Below are 17,085 nucleotides of genomic sequence, written 5' to 3' on the forward strand. Positions count from 1 at the left end.
ACCGTTGGCATTTATTTTGAAGATTATCAATAATTAGTATCTTACGATAAAAAAGTAATCATCTATTTTACCGCGGTTTGGTGTGCGCCTTTCAATAATATGAAGCAATACATCTTTAAAATGCAAGAAGAGATGAAAGACCAAGTCAAAATTGTGAGAGTAGATGCCGACGAAAACAAAAGTTTAACCGAAGCCATGAAAATTGAAGGTTTGCCGATGATTATCATTTATGAAAACGGTAAAGAAGTTTGGCGCAACTTGGGATATATCTCGGAAGAAGACCTAAAAAAACACCTTTAATATGATTACCCAAGAAGCGCTGCAGTTTTTAGAAGATTTGGTAGCCAACAATAACACCGATTGGATGCATGCCAACAAAAAAAGGTATGAACAATACAAAAAAAATTACCATGCATTTATTGCCGGTTTGTTGGCCGAAATGAAACAACTCGATCCGAAATTAGACGATTTGGAAGTTAAAAATTGTACATTTCGCATCAATCGAGACATTCGTTTTTCGAAAGACAAATCACCCTACAAAACCAACATGGGCGTTTGGTTCACCCAAAATAAATTCCGAAAAAACAGTCCGGGTTATTATGTACATTTCGAAAAAGGCAATTGCTTTATCGCCGGCGGTGTTTGGTGTCCGGAACCTGCTGAATTGAAACAAATCCGCAGAGAAATTGCTTTTTTCTACGATGATTTGGAAAAAATTGTAGCCGATGCCGCTTTCATAAAGGAGTACGGCGATTTGTCTCGTGAAGCAGATAACGTCCTGAAAAAAGCACCTAAGGATTTCGACCCGAATCATCCTGCCATCGAATTTTTAAAACTAAAGAGCTTTACGGCTTCGCAACCCATAGACGAAAAACTGTTTACCGATACAAATTTCAATAAAACAGTAGCGCAAAAACTAATCGCGCTCAAACCTTTAAACGACTTTCTGTATCGTGCTTTAGAAACCGAAGAATAAATTATCTTTTACATCTCATGCAAATTCAATCCAACTTCTCTTTAAAATCTTTCAATACTTTCGGCATAGAAGCCAAAGCCAAAAACTTTGTAGCGGTTCATTCTTTGGACGAATTAAAAACCGTTTTGGCTGAACATGCGGCTGAACCAAAATTCATTTTAGGCGGCGGCAGCAATATGTTGTTAACGCAAGACATTGAGGCCTTGGTGATTCACATCGACTTGAAAGGAAAAAGAATTCTGAAAGAAGATGACGATTTTGTTTGGGTGGAAAGTATGGCGGGAGAAAACTGGCACGAGTTTGTGCTTTGGACCATCGATCAAAACTTTGGCGGATTGGAAAATATGTCGCTCATTCCGGGCAATGTTGGCACTACACCGGTACAAAATATCGGCGCTTACGGAACCGAAATCAAAGACACTTTTGTTTCCTGTGACACTATGAAAATCGACAATCAATCAATGCGAACTTTCAGCAAAGAAGACTGTCGTTTCGGATATAGAGAAAGTATTTTCAAGCAAGAAGCCAAAAACCAATACATCATTACTTCGGTAGTTTTTAAACTTACCAAGCGTAATCATAAAATCAACACTTCCTATGGCGATATCACCAAAGAATTAGCACTGCAAAACGTGACTGTTCCTACATTGAAAGATGTTTCCAATGCTGTGATTGCCATTCGACAAAGCAAATTACCCGATCCGAAAGTATTGGGCAACAGTGGGAGTTTCTTTAAGAATCCGGTCATTTCGAGAAGTCATTTTGAAAAAGTACAAGCGCAATTCCCCGAGATTAAATTCTTCGATGTTTCGCCTACCGAAGTCAAAGTTCCCGCCGGTTGGTTAATCGAACAAGCCGGTTACAAAGGATTTCGCAAAGGCGATGCCGGCGTCCACAAAAATCAAGCTTTGGTGTTGGTGAATTACGGTTCGGCTACCGGACAGGAAATTTTAGCCCTTTCTCGTGAAGTGCAGCAGGCCGTTTTCAACAAATACAGCATTGCTATTGAAGCGGAAGTGAATGTAATTTAAAACGATTCCCATGTACATTCCCGAGTTATACAAAAACGAAAATCGCGAAGAAATTGAAAGCTTTATTCACCAAAATAGTTTTGCAATTTTGGTCAACCAAACGCAGGGAAAATTGTGGGCCACGCACACACCATTGTTGTTAGAAACCCGTGAAGACGGTAAACTCATCTTAACCGGACATATTTCTAAAGCCAATCCACAAGCTTCAAGTTTCAATGATAGTGACGAAGTATTGGCTGTTTTTTTGGGTGCTCATGCTTATATTTCTTCTTCTTGGTACGATCATGAAAATGTGCCGACTTGGAATTATTTGGCCGTACATGTTTACGGCAAAGTTCGTGTTTACAATCACGTAGAAGCGTTAGATTTTCTGAAGAAATTAGTCGACAAATACGAGGCTAAATCGGAAAACCCGGTTCGAGTGGAAAACTTATCCGAAAAAACGATGCGGGAAGCGCGCGGTATCGTAGCTTTTGAAATAGCAATTACGAGTATTGAAGCTCAAAAAAAACTTTCTCAAAATCGCGATGATAAAAACTACCGCAACATCATCACCGAGCTCGAAAAAACTAAGGAAAATCAAGCCCTTACCATAGCCGAAGTCATGAAAAACAACCGATAGGAATTTGTTAAAATTCGTTTGATTATTGGTTGCAGAATCCCTACATTTGCAGTCCTTTTTAAAAGATAAAAGAACACCATGTTATTAATCGTTTTCTGTGTATTCATCGCCGTAGTTGTTATTCAATTTTTGTATTACATAGTGGTATTCGGTAAATTTTCATTTGCCAAACCGCAGACCGTAACTCCGAAAAGAGTGCCGATTTCCGTTATTGTTTGTGCCAAAAACGAAGAAGAAAACGTCAAAAAATTTGTACCGCTTTTGGCCGAACAAGACTACCATACTTTCGAGATTGTATTGATTGATGATGCTTCCAGCGATAACACATTGGAAATCTTTGAAGAATTCGAAAAGCAATACCCAAACATCAAATTGGTTAAGGTAGAAAACAACGAAGCGTTTTGGGGTAATAAAAAATTCGCTTTGACCTTAGGCATCAAAGCCGCTAAGTACGAATATTTGTTGTTTACTGACGCCGATTGTTATCCAACCTCTAAAAACTGGATTACTTCGATGAGTGCGCAATTTACGCAACAAAAAAACATTGTGTTGGGTTATGGTGCTTATGAAAAAATAGGGAATTCATTTTTGAATAAAATCATCCGTTTCGAGACTTTATTAACCGCTACGCAATACTTTTCTTGGGCTAAAATTGGTAAACCTTACATGGGAATTGGTCGCAATATGGCTTATAAACGCGAAGAGTTTTTTAAAGTACGCGGCTTTATGGACCACATGAAAATCCGTTCAGGAGATGATGATTTGTTTATCAATCAAGCGGCTAACGGAGATAATACTACCATTTGTTACACACCGGATAGTTTTACCTATTCTACCCCAAAAACCAGTTTTAAAGATTGGTTTACCCAAAAACGCCGTCATGTATCGACTGCTAAACATTACAAGTTATTTGACCGCAATCAGTTAGGCTTGTTTTACTTGTCGCAGTTACTCTTTCTTTTATTACCTATAGTTTTATTGGCGTTTCAATACCAATGGATTGCGGTAGTGAGTATTATCGGTTTCCGCTATTTGTTTGCTTGGTTAACCTTAGGCTTTGCGGCCGGAAAACTCAAAGAAAAAGACGTAATGTATTGGTTTCCGATTATTGAAATCGTTTTAATTTTCACGCAACTGAATGTTTTTATCACCAATACGTTTTCTAAACCGGTACATTGGAAATAAAAAAATACATAGAGAAAGCCAAAAAAGGAGATCAGGTAGCCTTTACCTTTTTACTCGACCATTATTGGAACGAAGTGTATGGTTTTATGCTCAAACGTACCGAAAACGAAACTGATTCGGAAGACATTACCATAGAAACTTTCTCAAAAGCTTTTGACAAAATAGCGACTTACAATCCGGAATTCCAATTCAACACCTGGCTGATTGCCATTGCTAAAAACGTACACATCGACATGTTGCGCAAGAAAAAGTCGACCGTATTTGTAGAGATAACCGACGAAGAAGACCAGCAAGCTTATAACATAGCTGATAGTTCCCCTTCTGCAGAAGACGAATTGATTACCGAACAAAATTTGTCGCGCCTGCTCCAATTCATCAAAGAATTGAAACCACACTACCAAGAAGTAATTCAATTGCGCTACTTTCAGGAGATGAGCTACCAGGAAATCGCCGAACAATTGAATGAACCACTGAGCAATGTTAAAATCAAGTTGCTCCGCGCCAAGAAGCTATTGGCAGAAATCATCGAAAGTAAAAAATAACTTTCTATTGTAAAATTTCTCATTACTTCCCAACCTTTTAAAGAAATTTTCACTCTATTAAGAAAATAGTTAAAAGTTTTTATACATTTTTAACATTTCCGACGTTATACTATTAAATTCAATGCTTATGTAACATAGATACTTAACTCAAAACAATTCATTATGTCACACGTTAGTATTTATGAAAAAAACTGGATAGATCTGGTTTTTGAAGGCAAAAACAAAGCCTATGGTGCTTACCAATTGCGTCAAGAAAACACCAAAACTTCTTTAATTGCTTTTATCGGCGGGATTACTTTTATGTTAGCTATCATTGGAGGTGGTTTACTCCTTACCTCATTTGATGATGCCCCGGTTGTTGACAACATTCCCTACATTCTGGATGAAAGTATCACTCCGGTAGATTTAACACCAATTCAAGAGTCGGAGAAACCCAAAAAAACTGAAACTTCGACGGCAGCTCCACAAGAACCTTCTACGGTTGAACCGCAAGACTTGTCAAGAATGGTCGTTACCGAAACCAGCCAAGCCAATGCAAATGTTCCTACAAACCAAGAAGTTCGCGACACATCTCCGGCCAACGACGGCAACGGAACCGGAACACTCACCGATGTTGGCAACAACGGCGGCGGCAACGACAATGGTGAAGATGGAGGTGGCACTTCGGGAAATGGCGAACCGGTTACCACCAACAAACTCGACAAACTACCGCTATTCCCGGGAGGAATGGACCGTTTTTATAAATACGTAAGCAACAACATCAACCGCCCAGAAATGGATGAAGACCGTCAAATCAGCATGAGTGTTGTGATGGCTTTTGTGATTGAAAAAGACGGCAGTATGACGGATATTCGCGCGCTGAGAAGCACCGATAAAGATTTAGAAAGAGAAGCCATTCGTGTTTTGAAGTCGCTCAAAACCAAATGGGAACCGGGATACCAAAACGACAAACCGGTTCGAACACTCTATATGTTACCGATTAAGGTTAAACTGTAATTCCTTAAAGCCGCCCATGAGGCGGTTTTTTGTTGGTATCAACCGAAAAATATTAACATCTATTGGTAAATAAAAGGTTTTAATTTCGATTAAATATTGGTATTATTGCAATCATTTTAAAATCATGAAAATTACGCTCGTCGGTTTTTTCCTTTCTTCTCTTTTGTACTTTTCCGGCCCTGTGAACGGAGGGTGCATTGGCAGCCATGATGCCAACAGCAAAGGCGACAGCACTCTGATTACCATTCCGTTTCCGGTGAAATTCGGAAATGTTTCTGAAGCGTATTTCAATGAAAAAAAACCAAAAATCGACTCGTTTTACCACAAGTTTATCAATTCGCCTTATTACAGTGGCAGTTTCTTAGTGGCCAAAAACGGGCGTATCCTTTACGAAGATTACAAAGGATTTTCGAATGCTAAAACCGGAAAGAAAATCGATTCCAATACTGCTATTCACTTGGCCTCGGTGAGTAAAATTTTAACAGCTACAGCCATTTTAAAATTGGTTCAGGAAGACAATGTCATGTTAGACCAAAAAGTAACCGATTGGCTTCCGAGATTTCCTTATAAGCACACTACCATCAGAACCTTGCTGAATCACCGCAGCGGTTTGCCGCATTATTCCAACTTCCCAGGGATTCTAAAGAAAAGTTGGAACCACAAAAAAGTACTTTCCAACCAAGATGTTTACGAGTTGTTAGTCAAACATAAATTCCGATTGGTATTTAACAACAATACCCGCTTTGATTACTGCAACACCAACTATGTGATTTTGGCTTTAATCATAGAAAAAGCCACCGGTTTGAACTACCGTGATGCGATGAAGGAATTGATTTTTAAGCCTTTAGGCATGAAAAATACGTTTGTATTTAATTATGACACCGATAAAGACACGGTTTGTAAATCCTATCGAGGCGGCAATATCTTCCCTTGGGATCAATACGACCGCTTGTATGGCGACAAGAACATCTACTCTACTCCGAGAGATTTAGTGAAATTTGATTTAGCCACCTATTCGTCCGACTTTATCAAACCCGAATTGTTACAAGAAGCCTACACCGGTTACAGTGCCGGTAATGTAGCCAAACCTGTCAAAGATTACGGTTTAGGAATGCGAATGCGCTACTTGGCCAACGGAGAAAAACTGATTTACCACAATGGTTGGTGGCATGGCAACAATACTTCTTTTGTGCCGATTAAAAAAGATACGATTACCATTATTTGTTTAGGCAACAGGTATTCGAATCGTCCTTATGAGACTTTGCGTATGGCGAATGAATTCTTTTTAAAGAAAAAACCCGAACCTATGCTGGTACCGGAACTGCCTTTTACCGAGGAATAAAACTATTCTTTTACCAAGTAAATACCGTCGTCTTTAATTTCGATGAGTTTGTCTTTGTAAAGTGCACCTATGGCTTTTTTGAAAGTCTTTTTACTCATTTTTAAAACGGTCTTGATATCTTCGGGATGACTGTTGTCATTTAAACGAAGAAAACCTCTTCCGGCACGGAGTTCATTCAGAATTTTTTCGGCATTAGGCTCTACTTTGCTATAGCCGAATTTTTGCAGCGTAACATCAATTTTATGGTCCGGTCGGATGTTTTTGATATAGCCAATCATACGATCACCGGGTTTAATATCATCGTACACTTCATCTTTATACAACAAACCTTTGTGTTGGTCGTTAATGATTACGTTAATACCGACTTCTGTAATATGAGAAATAATCAAATCCACTTCATCGCCCACGGCTACCGTCAGATTTTCATTATTCAGAAACTGATTCGTTTTACTGGAAGCTACAATACGGTTGGTTTTTTCGTCCATATAAGCATACACCAAGTAACGTTTTCCTTTTTCCATGGGACGCGCTTGCTCTTTGAATGGCACAAAAATATCTTTCTCCAAACCCCAATCGAGGAACGCCCCAAACTGATTCACATAATTCACACGCAACAAACCAAATTCATCCAATAAAATATAAGGCTCCAAGGTGGTAGCCACCGGTCTTTCTTCGTGATCTAAATACACAAAAACGATTATCTCATCGCCTATTGCATACTGCTTAGGTACATATTTTAAAGGCAATAACACATCGGTGGTACCGTCCGTTAAATAAAGTCCGATTTTAGTTTCGCGTGCGATAGTCAGTGTATTGTAGTGACCTATTTCCATGGTAAGGGTTGTATTTTACGGGGCAAAGATAGACAAATTAAAAATTTGAACCGCAAACCGAAAAATTGTAGTTTTACGAAGTGTAACAAATTTAAGGATTACACTACTAACGGGCTATGAGTGACGATTTAGAAAAATCATTTGTAAAGCAACTTAAGGAAAACCAGAATATCATTCACAAGATATGTCGGTTGTATACCAATGGTGAAGAGGCGCACAATGATTTGTTTCAGGAAATCACCATACAATTATGGAAAGCCTTCCCAAAATTCAGGGGAGAATCAAAGTTTTCCACTTGGGCTTACAGAGTGGCTTTGAACACCGCCATTACGCTATACCGTAAAAGCACTCGAACCGTTTCTACTGTGACTTATGAAGGTCAGAAACACTTTTTATCTCAAGAAGATTACAATCACGAAGAAGAAGAGCAAATTAAGTTAATGTACCAAGCCGTGCAACAACTTAACGACATTGAAAAAGCGCTGGTTTTTTTGTATTTGGAAGATAAAGACTATACCGAAATATCGGAAACTTTGGGTATCAGCGAAGTGAATGCCCGAGTGAAAATGAACAGAATTAAAGGAAAATTAAAAAAGATATTAAATCCTTAAGGATTATGGAAGAGTTGGATTTATTAAAAAAAGCTTGGCAAAAAGACACCCATTCTTTTGAGCAAGTTTCGGAAATGGAAATTTACAAGATGTTGCATAAAAAATCATCTTCCATTGTAAAATGGATATTGGTAATTAGCCTTTTGGAATTTGGTTTGTGGGCATTGGTCAATTTTGCTTTCAATACGGAAGACACTATTAAAAGTTTGCATGCAGAAAGCTTTGAGATTTACTTAAAAATTATCACTTATGTTAATTATGCTGTAGTGTTGTGGTTTATTTATCACTTCTACAAAAACTACGCCCGCATTTCAACCACTACCTCAACCAAACAGTTGATGCAAGACATTATTCGCACCCGAAAAACGGTACAACATTATGTTTGGTACAATTTGTTTATGATATTCATCAGTACCTTATTAGGCTTTGCCATGGCGTTCATTTACAATCCTAAAATGGACACGCTAAGGTATCAAATTGAGCATGAGGATAGCTACAAGACTTTATCTTTAACCATTTGTATGGTAGTGATTACCATAGTGGTTTTTGTGGGGTTGTTTTGGGTCATTTACCGTCTTCTTTATGGTACTTTACTCCGTAAACTCAATTCGAATTACAGAGAACTTAAAAAAATTGATTTATAATGAAGAAAACCCTAGCACTGCTTTGTTCCATTTTGATGGGAGTGGCATTCGGACAAAAAAGCGAAAACTCATTGTTGTGGAAAATATCGGGGAACGGTTTACAAGAGCCTTCTTATCTCTTCGGAACTATCCATATCACTTGTGACGCTAGTTTATCGGATAAAGTGAAAACAGCATTGGACAAAACCCAACAATTGTGTTTAGAACTCGATATGGATGATGCGAACATGCAAACCGAAATGATGGGCAGTATGATGATGAAAAATGGTGTCACTATGAAATCTTTGGCCAAAGAAGATGACTTTAAAATAGTGAATACCTTTTTAACAACCAATCTAGGTTTCTCGGCAGAAATGTTAAATACTATAAAACCGTTTATGGTAAGTGCGATGCTTTACCCTAAAATGATGGATTGCGAAATGCAATCGGTGGAAAATGAATTGATGAAGATTACCAAAGCCCAGAATGAATCAGTCATCGGATTAGAAACAGTTGCAGAACAATTAGCCGTTTTTGATGCCATTCCGTACCAAGAACAAATGAACGAATTGGTAATTACCGCCAAAGACAATATGCAGCGCGATAAAGCCGAGCTTGCCGAAATGATGACCTTGTACAAAAGCGAGAACGTGGAAGCTATGGTTGCCTATACTGAAAAATCGGCCAATGTAATGACCTCAAAATACAGCGATGTGTTACTGAAAAGCAGAAACCAAAATTGGATTAGCAGAATGACCACTATAGCCAAAAACAAACCAACCTTTTTTGGCGTGGGCGCTGCGCACTTGGGCGGGAAAGAAGGCGTGATTGCCTTGTTACGCAAAGCCGGTTTTACAGTAGAAGCGGTATATTAGCTTAGGGAAAAAGAGAGAAGTAAAAAGGGATAAGTTAGTAATGGCTTATCCTTTTTTTTAGCTTTTGAAACTGACTTTACTTGAGGTTGTAGTCATGAGAAGAAATAAAAATCCCGCTACAAACGGGATTTTACTAAACTTCTTCTTTACTTTCTTTCTCAACTTGCCATTTGCGCAATTGATTTAAGCGTTCTTGTTCGGCCAATTCTTCGGCTGGAATCACTTTTAAGAAAGACGGATGTTGCTCTATAGCATACTCTACTTTCTCTACAATTTGCTCTATGGTTTCGTTCTCGTAATCAATAACCAATGGCTCTTTTATAATAAACGATTGCAGGATGTTTTTCTTTTTTACACGCAACCCTTTTTTATCATATGCTCTTCTGAAACCATCAATCACTATGGGTACTACTATAGGTTTGTGTTGTTTAATAATGTGTGCTGTTCCTTTTCGAACCGGTTTGAAGGACTTAGTGGTTCCCTGCGGAAAAGTAATTACCCAGCCGTCTTCTAAGGCGATGCGAATGTTTTCGGTGTCGTTGGGATTTACTTCTCTTTTTTCGGTAACATCTTTTCCGCCCGAACGCCAAGTGCGTTCTACGGTAATAGCACCAACATAAGACAAAATTCTGGGTAATAAACCGGCTTTCATGGTTTCGCTGGCAGCCACGTAATAAATGTTCATTTTAGGCTGCCACAAATAGCCCACATTCCGAATGTGATCCACACGACCCGAAAGACTGGCATTGAACACATGGAACATGGCTACTACGTCTGCAAAATACGTTTGGTGATTGGAAATGAAAAGCACATTTTTATCTGGAAGTCCTTTGATAATCTCGGAACCTTCGATATGCAGTTCGTTAAAGCCACGGTAACGACGGTGTGTTAATACCCCGAAAATTCGGATTAACCATTTTTTGATAAAAAGTATATGACCAAAAGGATTTCTTTTCAATAATCCCATAATTTCTTGAATTTATCTCCGATTGCACAAAAATAGCAGACGGGTTGCAAATCTAAAAAACTTAAACTTATAAAACCAATTTAAGCGTATCTTTCAGTTCGCTGAGCATCATAGCAGTGGCGCCCCAAACAAAATGTTCATTTACCTGAAATCCGGGGACTTCAATACTGCCGGCATAAGAAGTTTGCATTACCGTATTGACAATGATGTTGTCGTTCATAAAATCGGCAAAAGGAAACTCTACCAAACCGGCGACTTCTTCTTCTTGCAACACAAAATCGAGTTCCTTTTCGCTGTAACCTAAAAACGGATAAACCATAAAGTTGCTCGGCGGAATATAGACTTCGGTAAACGGACGAACCACTTTAATATGTTGCGGATGTATGCCAATTTCCTCATAAGTTTCCCGTAGGGCAGTATGACTCAAATCGACATCCTCCTCCTCTACTTTACCACCCGGAAAAGCTATTTGAGAAGAATGAACGCCATTATAACTCGTACGAAGGATAAGTGCCAAATGAGTTTGCGACGCTTTAGGGTAAAGAAGCATCATCACAGCGGCGCGTTTGGGCACCACTTTAGTAAAATCGATGGCTTTCATTAAATCCATACGGTTGGATGGTGCCATTTTTACATGTGCATTGGTTGCCGGTAGCGCGGCATTTTGTATTTTTGGCGTGTATTTTAAAAACTCTTCAAAGTGCATTTTGATCGTTTTAGAAATATAAAATTACCTCAAAAAAACAAAGCATCACACTTTTATCCTCACAAAATGTACAGTAAAGAAGAAGCGCAACAAATAAAAAAAGAATTTTGGACAGCCTTTGCCGAGGCTTATCCGAGAAAATGGTTGTTGTATGACACTAAAATTAAAGACGTTACTTTTAAATTTTACATCGATAACAAAAAGGCTCAAGTGCTTTTAGACATCGAACCTAAAGACGAGGAAAAAAGAAAAATCTATTACGAAAAGATAGAATCACTCAAAACCATACTCCACGAAGAATACTTACCCGAAGCCATTTTGGAGCGCAACTTTTACTTGGATAACGGTAAAGTTATCAGCAGAATTTGGATTGAAAAACTAAATGTCAGCTTGAACAATCGCAACTACTGGCCGGAGATTTTTGAATTCTTCAGCGAAACGATGACCAAGTTTGAATTGTTCTTTTTTGAATTTGAAGACTACATCAAAGATTTGGAAATGAATACCTAGCGAAGAATAACGTCTTTTACGACTTCTTTCCCCAATTCTTCATTAATCATTTTGATGATTTTTTGTTTGCCGTAACTCAGTTCTTCTCGCAAAACTGCCGAAGTTAGGGCTACATATAAAGTAGTTCCTTTTAAAACCACTTCTTTAGTATAACTGTTTACGCCATTGCCCATAAGGTTTTTCCAAGCCTGCTGTACATCAATTTTGTCCATACCGGCCTGGAGCTTATTCGTTTCGATAAAAGCTTTTAATACGTCACCTATAGAACTTTCGTTACTGAGTCGTTTGGCCATTACTTTAAAGAAAAAGGTTTGAACTTCTTATACGTGTAAATAATGTTTTGTTTGCTTTTTAGCATTAAAAGAGAATCTTCAATCGAAATGATTTCTTCTTTCCACTTGCCGTAATCGGTTTTGTATTCTAAAAAGTATACTTTATCCGTTTCCAGAACTTTGATGGATTCTTTGATACCATTGGTTTTAAAACTACCGTCAAATTGTGGCATTACTTTTTGACGAAAACCGTTCAATACTCCATCAGATTGAGAAGGTTTAACCTCAAAAAAATCGATTGTTTCATTAACTTTATAATCCTTAGTTTCACCATTACTCAAGGTAACTTCTTTGATTTCCCAATAGCCGTTGAGCTTTCCTAAATCTTCTTTTTTAACTTCAGTTTGACAAGAAAACATCAAAAAGGATAGGACTAAAATCAGGCTGTATTTCATGGCTTGAGTGAATTATAACGAACTACAAATTTAATTTTTTAAACCGCATAAGCGAGCAAAATCAAAATTAATATTATCAACATTAAACTATTTCATACATTTATAGTCCTAAGGGAAAACCAACCACTATGAAAAACTCATTACTCCTTTTACTTATTTTATTTTTGTCTTTTAGTTGCAGTTCAGACTCCAACGGCGATACTGAGCCAACACCGGAAGCCATGTATTTTCCACCCAGTGATGGCAGTAATACTTGGGAGAGTAAGTCGATAGCCAGTTTGAATTGGAATCAAAACGCAGTACAACCCTTGTTGGATTATTTAGAATTGAAAAACACTAAATCGTTTATTATTTTGGTGAATGGTCGAATAGTCATGGAGAACTATTTTAACGGTCACAGCGCCACAACACCTTGGTATTGGGCTAGTGCAGGTAAAACACTAACAGCAACCGTAACCGGTATTGCACAAGAGGAAGGACTAATCAACATCAACAACAAAGTATCGGATTATTTAGGTACCGGATGGACTAGTGCACCATTAGCCAAAGAAAATTTGATTACTTGCAAGAACTTGCTTTGTATGACTTCGGGGTTAAACGATGCTTTAGGCGATGATGTTTCACCGGCCAACTTACAATACGTAGCCGATGCCGGAACGCGTTGGGCTTACCATAATGTTTATGTGAAATTACAAGATGTGGTAGCGCAAGCGAGCGGACAAACTTGGAATAACTACTTCAATACAAAATTAAGAGATCGCATAGGAATGACCGGTGGTGCATGGATCAATAACGACGGTTTGAGCGTATATTGGAGTACTACTCGTAATATGGCTCGTTTCGGTCTTTTAGCTTTGAATCAAGGAAAATGGAACGGCAACACTATTGTGAGCAATGCCTACTTTAATCAGGCCACTACCACTTCGCAAACTTTAAACCAAGCTTATGGCTATTTGTGGTGGTTAAATGGCAAAAACACTTATCGCTTACCCGGACTTCAGTTACAATTTAACGGCACTTTGATTCCGAATGCGCCAAACGACATGTATGCTGCTTTGGGTAAAAACGATCAAAAAATATACGTTGTTCCGAGTATGAAAATGGTCATCATCCGAATGGGAGAAGTGGCCAATCCGGAAAATCCAACCTTTGCCCTATCGGGCTTTGACAATGAGTTATGGGATAAAATAAACGATTTATACCAATAAGTTACTTCCGATTAATCAATCGCATTCCCCCATAAACAAAAAGTAGAAAAGCTACTAATCGAAATCCCATAAAAAGATTTGGGAACGGTTTTTCAATAAAATAACTCAATATAGCGATTAAAACACTGATTCCTAGGAGTTTTAACGGAGAAGAATCTTTGAAAAATGATAGAATTTTACTCATAAGATATACTACTTAATAGTGTACGAAAAAATCAAATTAAAACCGGTGAAACCTCCTTTTAGTGTAACACCATCATCAAAATATGTTCTAGAGGTTGAGTAGCCTAAATGCAAAGCATATTTACTCAAACTATAACCCACACCAACATTATAGTAAATTTCCGGTTTGAAACCTAAAAATTCAATTTGTGTGGAAGTTACGAAAGTTGGATCTGATGCTATGTATCGTTTCTCATCATTAATCACAATACTACTACCACTTAAAACATAGTTATAACCGATTGAGCTTTCTAAAAACAATTTACTCTTTTGCGTCTTAACTATTGCATATCTGTAGCCTAAATTTAGAGATAATGAATTAATATCCGCATTCATTTGCAATGTTCTATCGTAAATGTTGCTCCTTCTGGATTCTTGTTCAACATCAATTTTAGTGTTTTGATAGAACAACCTACCGAAAACTTCAGATCTTCTATAATTCTTGCCTAATGATTTTGCAACTTCTACACCGAATAAAGGACTGCTAAAACTAGGAGACGAGGACTCTATATTCCCATCATTTCCATATTTTAATGAGGTATTAAAACCGCTAATGCCAGCTAATATTTTATACTGCATCTTATTAGCACTTTTTTCAATGATAACACTTTGTGTAACTAATGAATTATCTGCCTTGTTTAACTTAACAAAAAAATCAGTTAGAGTATCTTTATTATACTTTATATTATAAAAGTCTTTAATTTCTTTTTCATTAGTACTAAATCGCTCAAAAAGCAATTTTCTAAAGTCATTATTTTCAAAGACTCTTCCTTCATAAAAATACTTTCTGTATATCAAGAGCTGAGGTGTTTTTTCTGTATTGGTTTTGAAATAATAAAAATTGCAACCGTTCATTACTGCTTGATACAGATTTGCATTACCCTCTACTATAACTTTCAACAAAACTATTTTGTTTTGCAAATCAGGTTCTTTACCTAATCTGTTTATAGGATTACTATTTTCAACTTGATTTTGATCGTAGGCTATGTTATACTTTACAAACTTGAAATTATTATCAATTTTAAATTCAGATATATCAGAGATTGATACTTCGGTAGCACTAGATTCTAATGAAGATTTAAAAAAAATTCTTTCAGGACTATCATAAGATAAATTATCTTCAATATAGCCTTCAATCTTTTGCCCTGATTGATTTATATAATAGCCTGGTGAATATTTTTTTTGAGCATATGTATTAAAAGAAATAATCAAAACAATTAAAAAAGTGAAGTATTTCATTGAAATAATAAGTATTAGCCTAACAAGGCATTATTTAAAAAACGAATCTACAAACTCATATTTATTGAAAACTTGTAAGTCTTCGATACCTTCACCAACTCCGATATATTTTACAGGAATTTGGAATTGGTCTGAGATACCAATAACCACACCGCCTTTGGCTGTACCATCTAGCTTAGTTACTGCTAAACAAGATACTTCTGTCGCGGCCGTAAACTGTTTGGCTTGTTCAAAGGCATTTTGACCAGTAGAACCGTCTAAGACCAACAACACGTCGTGTGGTGCTTCTTCAACGACTTTTTGCATGACGCGTTTTACCTTAGTCAACTCGTTCATCAAATTGACTTTATTGTGCAAACGACCGGCGGTATCAATAATGACTACATCGGCATTTTGGGTTACCGCACTTTGCAAGGTATCGAACGCTACAGAAGCCGGATCACTGCCCATTTGTTGTTTGACTAATGGCACGCCTACTCTGTCCGCCCATACCTGTAACTGATCAATCGCTGCGGCGCGGAAGGTATCAGCAGCACCTAAAACCACTTTGTAACCGGCCTTTTTAAATTGATTGGCTAATTTACCAATAGTTGTTGTTTTACCAACGCCATTCACACCAACGACCATAATAACATACGGTTTTTTGTTAGCCGGAACTGTGAACTCGGTTTCCTCTCCAGATTTAGTTTCGGAGAGTAACGCTGCTATTTCTTCCCTTAAAATTTTGTTGAGTTCGTCGGTACCCAAATACTTGTCTTGAGCCACACGAGCTTCGATTCGCTCAATGATTTTTAAAGTAGTGTTTACGCCAACATCCGAGGAAACTAAAACTTCTTCCAGATTATCGAGTACTTCATCATCTACTTTAGATTTTCCGGCTACTGCTTTGGTTAGTTTGGAGAAAAAAGAAGTCTTGGTTTGCTCCAGACCTTTATCTAAAGTTTCTTTTTTTTCGGAGGAGAATATTCTTTTGAAAAAACTCATTGTATCGGATTGTAAATTCGAAATTATTTGATTCCTAAGTCTCTTTACTAAACGAGACACAAAGGTGTAGCAAATATAAAAATAAAAAAGCTACTTCCGTATGAAAGTAGCTTTGATATATAGAGTTTGAAAAATTATTTCTTGTTCAAGAAACTATCCACTTCTTCAGGAGTCATAATTGCCTCTTGGAAAGTGTAAGCTCCTGTCTTTGGAGATTTAACCATTTTGATAGCTTTGGTTAATCTTTTTGATGATGTTTGTAACGTTGCAACGGTTTTCTTTGCCATGACTTATAATGTTTTATTTGAAATTTCTACAGTGTAAAAATTCCTAATTATTTAATCTCTTTGTGAACAGTCATTCTCTTTAAGATTGGATTAAATTTTTTAATCTCTAATCTGTCTGGAGTATTCTTTTTGTTTTTCTTGGTGATGTAACGAGAAGTTCCAGGAAGACCTGTTGCTTTGTGCTCAGTACACTCTAAAATTACTTGGATTCTATTACCTTTCTTTGCCATCTTACTTTATTTTTAAGGATTTCAGATTATTTAATAAATCCGTTAGCTTTAGCATCTTTTAATACTGCAGCCAATCCGTTTTTGTTGATTGTTTTAATTGTAGACGCAGCTACTCTCAACGTAATCCATCTGTCTTCTTCTGCAAGATAGAAACGTTTTTTAACTAAGTTAACAGAAAATTTTCTCTTAGTTTTGTTCATAGCGTGAGAAACGTTATTTCCTACCATCGCTTTTTTACCTGTAAGGTCACAAACTCTTGACATTATGCTTTTCTTTTATCGTTATTCAAAATCAGGGTGCAAACTTACAGAAAATAAATCATTGTAACAAAAAAATTATGGCAGATTTTTTTCTTTTTTTTCATTTGCG

At 37.3% G+C, this 17,085-nt stretch carries 23 protein-coding genes; 13 read left to right on the forward strand and 10 right to left on the reverse strand.

Going from position 1 to position 17,085, the window contains the following annotated elements:
- The first annotated feature begins 57 nt into the window (after positions 1 to 57).
- The 8 genes from Q0M21_RS02700 to Q0M21_RS02735 all read left to right on the forward strand — a co-directional run bounded on the left by Q0M21_RS02700 (position 58) and on the right by Q0M21_RS02735 (position 6,694).
- Entirely contained in the window at positions 58 to 300 is a 243-nt protein-coding gene (locus tag Q0M21_RS02700; protein ID WP_295334476.1) for a co-chaperone YbbN, read from the forward strand.
- Between the two features lies 1 nt (position 301).
- A complete protein-coding gene (locus Q0M21_RS02705; protein ID WP_295334380.1) occupies positions 302 to 976 on the forward strand; it encodes a DUF2461 domain-containing protein in 675 nt (224 codons plus the stop codon).
- Between the two features lie 17 nt (positions 977 to 993).
- Complete coding sequence (gene murB, locus Q0M21_RS02710) at positions 994 to 2,007, forward strand: UDP-N-acetylmuramate dehydrogenase (protein ID WP_295334383.1); 1,014 nt, start codon at positions 994 to 996, stop codon at positions 2,005 to 2,007.
- A 10-nt stretch (positions 2,008 to 2,017) separates the two neighbouring features.
- Entirely contained in the window at positions 2,018 to 2,629 is a 612-nt protein-coding gene (locus tag Q0M21_RS02715) for an FMN-binding negative transcriptional regulator (protein WP_295334386.1), read from the forward strand.
- A gap of 78 nt (positions 2,630 to 2,707) precedes the next feature.
- Entirely contained in the window at positions 2,708 to 3,814 is a 1,107-nt protein-coding gene (locus Q0M21_RS02720; RefSeq protein WP_295334389.1) for a glycosyltransferase, read from the forward strand.
- Positions 3,805 to 4,356, forward strand: coding sequence for a sigma-70 family RNA polymerase sigma factor (locus Q0M21_RS02725; protein ID WP_295334392.1), 552 nt, complete (start codon positions 3,805 to 3,807; stop codon positions 4,354 to 4,356). The genes Q0M21_RS02720 and Q0M21_RS02725 overlap by 10 nt, the downstream gene beginning before the upstream one ends.
- Before the next feature lie 162 nt (positions 4,357 to 4,518).
- Positions 4,519 to 5,352 (forward strand): energy transducer TonB, encoded by an 834-nt coding sequence (locus Q0M21_RS02730; RefSeq protein ID WP_295334395.1) that lies wholly within the window; start codon positions 4,519 to 4,521, stop codon positions 5,350 to 5,352.
- Between the two features lie 124 nt (positions 5,353 to 5,476).
- Positions 5,477 to 6,694, forward strand: a complete 1,218-nt coding sequence (locus Q0M21_RS02735; RefSeq protein WP_295334397.1) for a serine hydrolase — start codon at positions 5,477 to 5,479, stop codon at positions 6,692 to 6,694.
- 2 nt (positions 6,695 to 6,696) lie between these two features.
- Here the strand turns inward: Q0M21_RS02735 and Q0M21_RS02740 are convergent, their stop codons facing one another.
- Complete coding sequence (locus tag Q0M21_RS02740) at positions 6,697 to 7,527, reverse strand: S1-like domain-containing RNA-binding protein (protein WP_295334399.1); 831 nt, start codon at positions 7,525 to 7,527, stop codon at positions 6,697 to 6,699.
- A 116-nt stretch (positions 7,528 to 7,643) separates the two neighbouring features.
- On the opposite strand from Q0M21_RS02740, the gene Q0M21_RS02745 reads away from it, so the two are divergent.
- The 3 genes from Q0M21_RS02745 to Q0M21_RS02755 are packed head-to-tail and all read left to right on the forward strand — an operon-like array spanning position 7,644 to position 9,636.
- Complete coding sequence (locus Q0M21_RS02745) at positions 7,644 to 8,138, forward strand: sigma-70 family RNA polymerase sigma factor (RefSeq protein ID WP_295334401.1); 495 nt, start codon at positions 7,644 to 7,646, stop codon at positions 8,136 to 8,138.
- Positions 8,139 to 8,143: 5 nt separating this feature from the next.
- Positions 8,144 to 8,782: a hypothetical protein gene (locus Q0M21_RS02750; RefSeq protein WP_295334405.1), complete on the forward strand. Its 639-nt coding sequence runs from the start codon at positions 8,144 to 8,146 to the stop codon at positions 8,780 to 8,782.
- On the forward strand, positions 8,782 to 9,636 hold the full coding sequence (locus Q0M21_RS02755) for a TraB/GumN family protein (RefSeq protein WP_295334407.1): 855 nt from the start codon (positions 8,782 to 8,784) through the stop codon (positions 9,634 to 9,636). The genes Q0M21_RS02750 and Q0M21_RS02755 overlap by 1 nt, the downstream gene beginning before the upstream one ends.
- 133 nt (positions 9,637 to 9,769) lie before the next feature.
- Here Q0M21_RS02755 and Q0M21_RS02760 read toward each other — a convergent pair whose 3' ends face one another.
- Entirely contained in the window at positions 9,770 to 10,603 is an 834-nt protein-coding gene (locus Q0M21_RS02760; protein WP_295334409.1) for a 1-acyl-sn-glycerol-3-phosphate acyltransferase, read from the reverse strand.
- A 67-nt stretch (positions 10,604 to 10,670) separates the two neighbouring features.
- Positions 10,671 to 11,309 (reverse strand): CoA pyrophosphatase, encoded by a 639-nt coding sequence (locus Q0M21_RS02765; RefSeq protein WP_295334413.1) that lies wholly within the window; start codon positions 11,307 to 11,309, stop codon positions 10,671 to 10,673.
- A 66-nt stretch (positions 11,310 to 11,375) separates the two neighbouring features.
- On the opposite strand from Q0M21_RS02765, the gene Q0M21_RS02770 reads away from it, so the two are divergent.
- On the forward strand, positions 11,376 to 11,819 hold the full coding sequence (locus Q0M21_RS02770; RefSeq protein WP_295334416.1) for a DUF4268 domain-containing protein: 444 nt from the start codon (positions 11,376 to 11,378) through the stop codon (positions 11,817 to 11,819).
- Here the strand turns inward: Q0M21_RS02770 and Q0M21_RS02775 are convergent.
- Entirely contained in the window at positions 11,816 to 12,112 is a 297-nt protein-coding gene (locus Q0M21_RS02775) for a DUF721 domain-containing protein (protein ID WP_290875629.1), read from the reverse strand. The genes Q0M21_RS02770 and Q0M21_RS02775 overlap by 4 nt on opposite strands.
- Entirely contained in the window at positions 12,112 to 12,546 is a 435-nt protein-coding gene (locus Q0M21_RS02780) for a hypothetical protein (protein ID WP_295334420.1), read from the reverse strand. Before Q0M21_RS02780 ends, Q0M21_RS02775 begins: the two co-directional genes overlap by 1 nt.
- Before the next feature lie 128 nt (positions 12,547 to 12,674).
- Between Q0M21_RS02780 and Q0M21_RS02785 the strand changes: the two genes are divergently transcribed.
- A complete protein-coding gene (locus tag Q0M21_RS02785) occupies positions 12,675 to 13,754 on the forward strand; it encodes a serine hydrolase (protein WP_295334422.1) in 1,080 nt (359 codons plus the stop codon).
- Between the two features lie 192 nt (positions 13,755 to 13,946).
- On the opposite strand, the gene Q0M21_RS02790 is transcribed toward Q0M21_RS02785, so the two are convergent.
- The 5 genes from Q0M21_RS02790 to rpmB form a co-directional block, all read right to left on the reverse strand.
- Positions 13,947 to 15,215, reverse strand: a complete 1,269-nt coding sequence (locus Q0M21_RS02790) for a hypothetical protein (RefSeq protein WP_295334424.1) — start codon at positions 15,213 to 15,215, stop codon at positions 13,947 to 13,949.
- A gap of 30 nt (positions 15,216 to 15,245) precedes the next feature.
- Complete coding sequence (gene ftsY, locus Q0M21_RS02795) at positions 15,246 to 16,199, reverse strand: signal recognition particle-docking protein FtsY (protein WP_295334426.1); 954 nt, start codon at positions 16,197 to 16,199, stop codon at positions 15,246 to 15,248.
- A 134-nt stretch (positions 16,200 to 16,333) separates the two neighbouring features.
- A complete protein-coding gene (locus Q0M21_RS02800) occupies positions 16,334 to 16,486 on the reverse strand; it encodes a DUF4295 domain-containing protein (RefSeq protein ID WP_295334429.1) in 153 nt (50 codons plus the stop codon).
- 47 nt (positions 16,487 to 16,533) lie between these two features.
- Positions 16,534 to 16,716, reverse strand: coding sequence for a 50S ribosomal protein L33 (gene rpmG, locus Q0M21_RS02805; protein ID WP_112112007.1), 183 nt, complete (start codon positions 16,714 to 16,716; stop codon positions 16,534 to 16,536).
- A 26-nt stretch (positions 16,717 to 16,742) separates the two neighbouring features.
- On the reverse strand, positions 16,743 to 16,979 hold the full coding sequence (gene rpmB, locus Q0M21_RS02810; RefSeq protein ID WP_131475925.1) for a 50S ribosomal protein L28: 237 nt from the start codon (positions 16,977 to 16,979) through the stop codon (positions 16,743 to 16,745).
- Between the last annotated feature and the right edge of the window lie 106 nt (positions 16,980 to 17,085).

Origin of the sequence: Flavobacterium sp. (assembly GCF_024710485.1) — a bacterium.
Lineage (GTDB): Bacteria > Bacteroidota > Bacteroidia > Flavobacteriales > Flavobacteriaceae > Flavobacterium.

What these genes read in the sequence shown, in the direction of transcription:
- Q0M21_RS02790 (WP_295334424.1), bottom strand. Translation starts at nt 15,215, where the DNA reads ATGAAATACTTCACTTTTTTAATTGTTTTGATTATTTCTTTTAATACA.
- Q0M21_RS02775 (WP_290875629.1), bottom strand. Translation starts at nt 12,112, where the DNA reads ATGGCCAAACGACTCAGTAACGAAAGTTCTATAGGTGACGTATTAAAA.
- Q0M21_RS02735 (WP_295334397.1), top strand. Translation starts at nt 5,477, where the DNA reads ATGAAAATTACGCTCGTCGGTTTTTTCCTTTCTTCTCTTTTGTACTTT.
- Q0M21_RS02730 (WP_295334395.1), top strand. Translation starts at nt 4,519, where the DNA reads ATGTCACACGTTAGTATTTATGAAAAAAACTGGATAGATCTGGTTTTT.
- Q0M21_RS02720 (WP_295334389.1), top strand. Translation starts at nt 2,708, where the DNA reads ATGTTATTAATCGTTTTCTGTGTATTCATCGCCGTAGTTGTTATTCAA.
- Q0M21_RS02780 (WP_295334420.1), bottom strand. Translation starts at nt 12,546, where the DNA reads ATGAAATACAGCCTGATTTTAGTCCTATCCTTTTTGATGTTTTCTTGT.
- Q0M21_RS02705 (WP_295334380.1), top strand. Translation starts at nt 302, where the DNA reads ATGATTACCCAAGAAGCGCTGCAGTTTTTAGAAGATTTGGTAGCCAAC.
- Q0M21_RS02750 (WP_295334405.1), top strand. Translation starts at nt 8,144, where the DNA reads ATGGAAGAGTTGGATTTATTAAAAAAAGCTTGGCAAAAAGACACCCAT.
- Q0M21_RS02785 (WP_295334422.1), top strand. Translation starts at nt 12,675, where the DNA reads ATGAAAAACTCATTACTCCTTTTACTTATTTTATTTTTGTCTTTTAGT.
- Q0M21_RS02765 (WP_295334413.1), bottom strand. Translation starts at nt 11,309, where the DNA reads ATGCACTTTGAAGAGTTTTTAAAATACACGCCAAAAATACAAAATGCC.
- Q0M21_RS02760 (WP_295334409.1), bottom strand. Translation starts at nt 10,603, where the DNA reads ATGGGATTATTGAAAAGAAATCCTTTTGGTCATATACTTTTTATCAAA.
- murB (WP_295334383.1), top strand. Translation starts at nt 994, where the DNA reads ATGCAAATTCAATCCAACTTCTCTTTAAAATCTTTCAATACTTTCGGC.
- Q0M21_RS02740 (WP_295334399.1), bottom strand. Translation starts at nt 7,527, where the DNA reads ATGGAAATAGGTCACTACAATACACTGACTATCGCACGCGAAACTAAA.
- rpmG (WP_112112007.1), bottom strand. Translation starts at nt 16,716, where the DNA reads ATGGCAAAGAAAGGTAATAGAATCCAAGTAATTTTAGAGTGTACTGAG.
- Q0M21_RS02755 (WP_295334407.1), top strand. Translation starts at nt 8,782, where the DNA reads ATGAAGAAAACCCTAGCACTGCTTTGTTCCATTTTGATGGGAGTGGCA.
- Q0M21_RS02745 (WP_295334401.1), top strand. Translation starts at nt 7,644, where the DNA reads ATGAGTGACGATTTAGAAAAATCATTTGTAAAGCAACTTAAGGAAAAC.
- Q0M21_RS02770 (WP_295334416.1), top strand. Translation starts at nt 11,376, where the DNA reads ATGTACAGTAAAGAAGAAGCGCAACAAATAAAAAAAGAATTTTGGACA.
- rpmB (WP_131475925.1), bottom strand. Translation starts at nt 16,979, where the DNA reads ATGTCAAGAGTTTGTGACCTTACAGGTAAAAAAGCGATGGTAGGAAAT.
- Q0M21_RS02800 (WP_295334429.1), bottom strand. Translation starts at nt 16,486, where the DNA reads ATGGCAAAGAAAACCGTTGCAACGTTACAAACATCATCAAAAAGATTA.
- Q0M21_RS02715 (WP_295334386.1), top strand. Translation starts at nt 2,018, where the DNA reads ATGTACATTCCCGAGTTATACAAAAACGAAAATCGCGAAGAAATTGAA.
- ftsY (WP_295334426.1), bottom strand. Translation starts at nt 16,199, where the DNA reads ATGAGTTTTTTCAAAAGAATATTCTCCTCCGAAAAAAAAGAAACTTTA.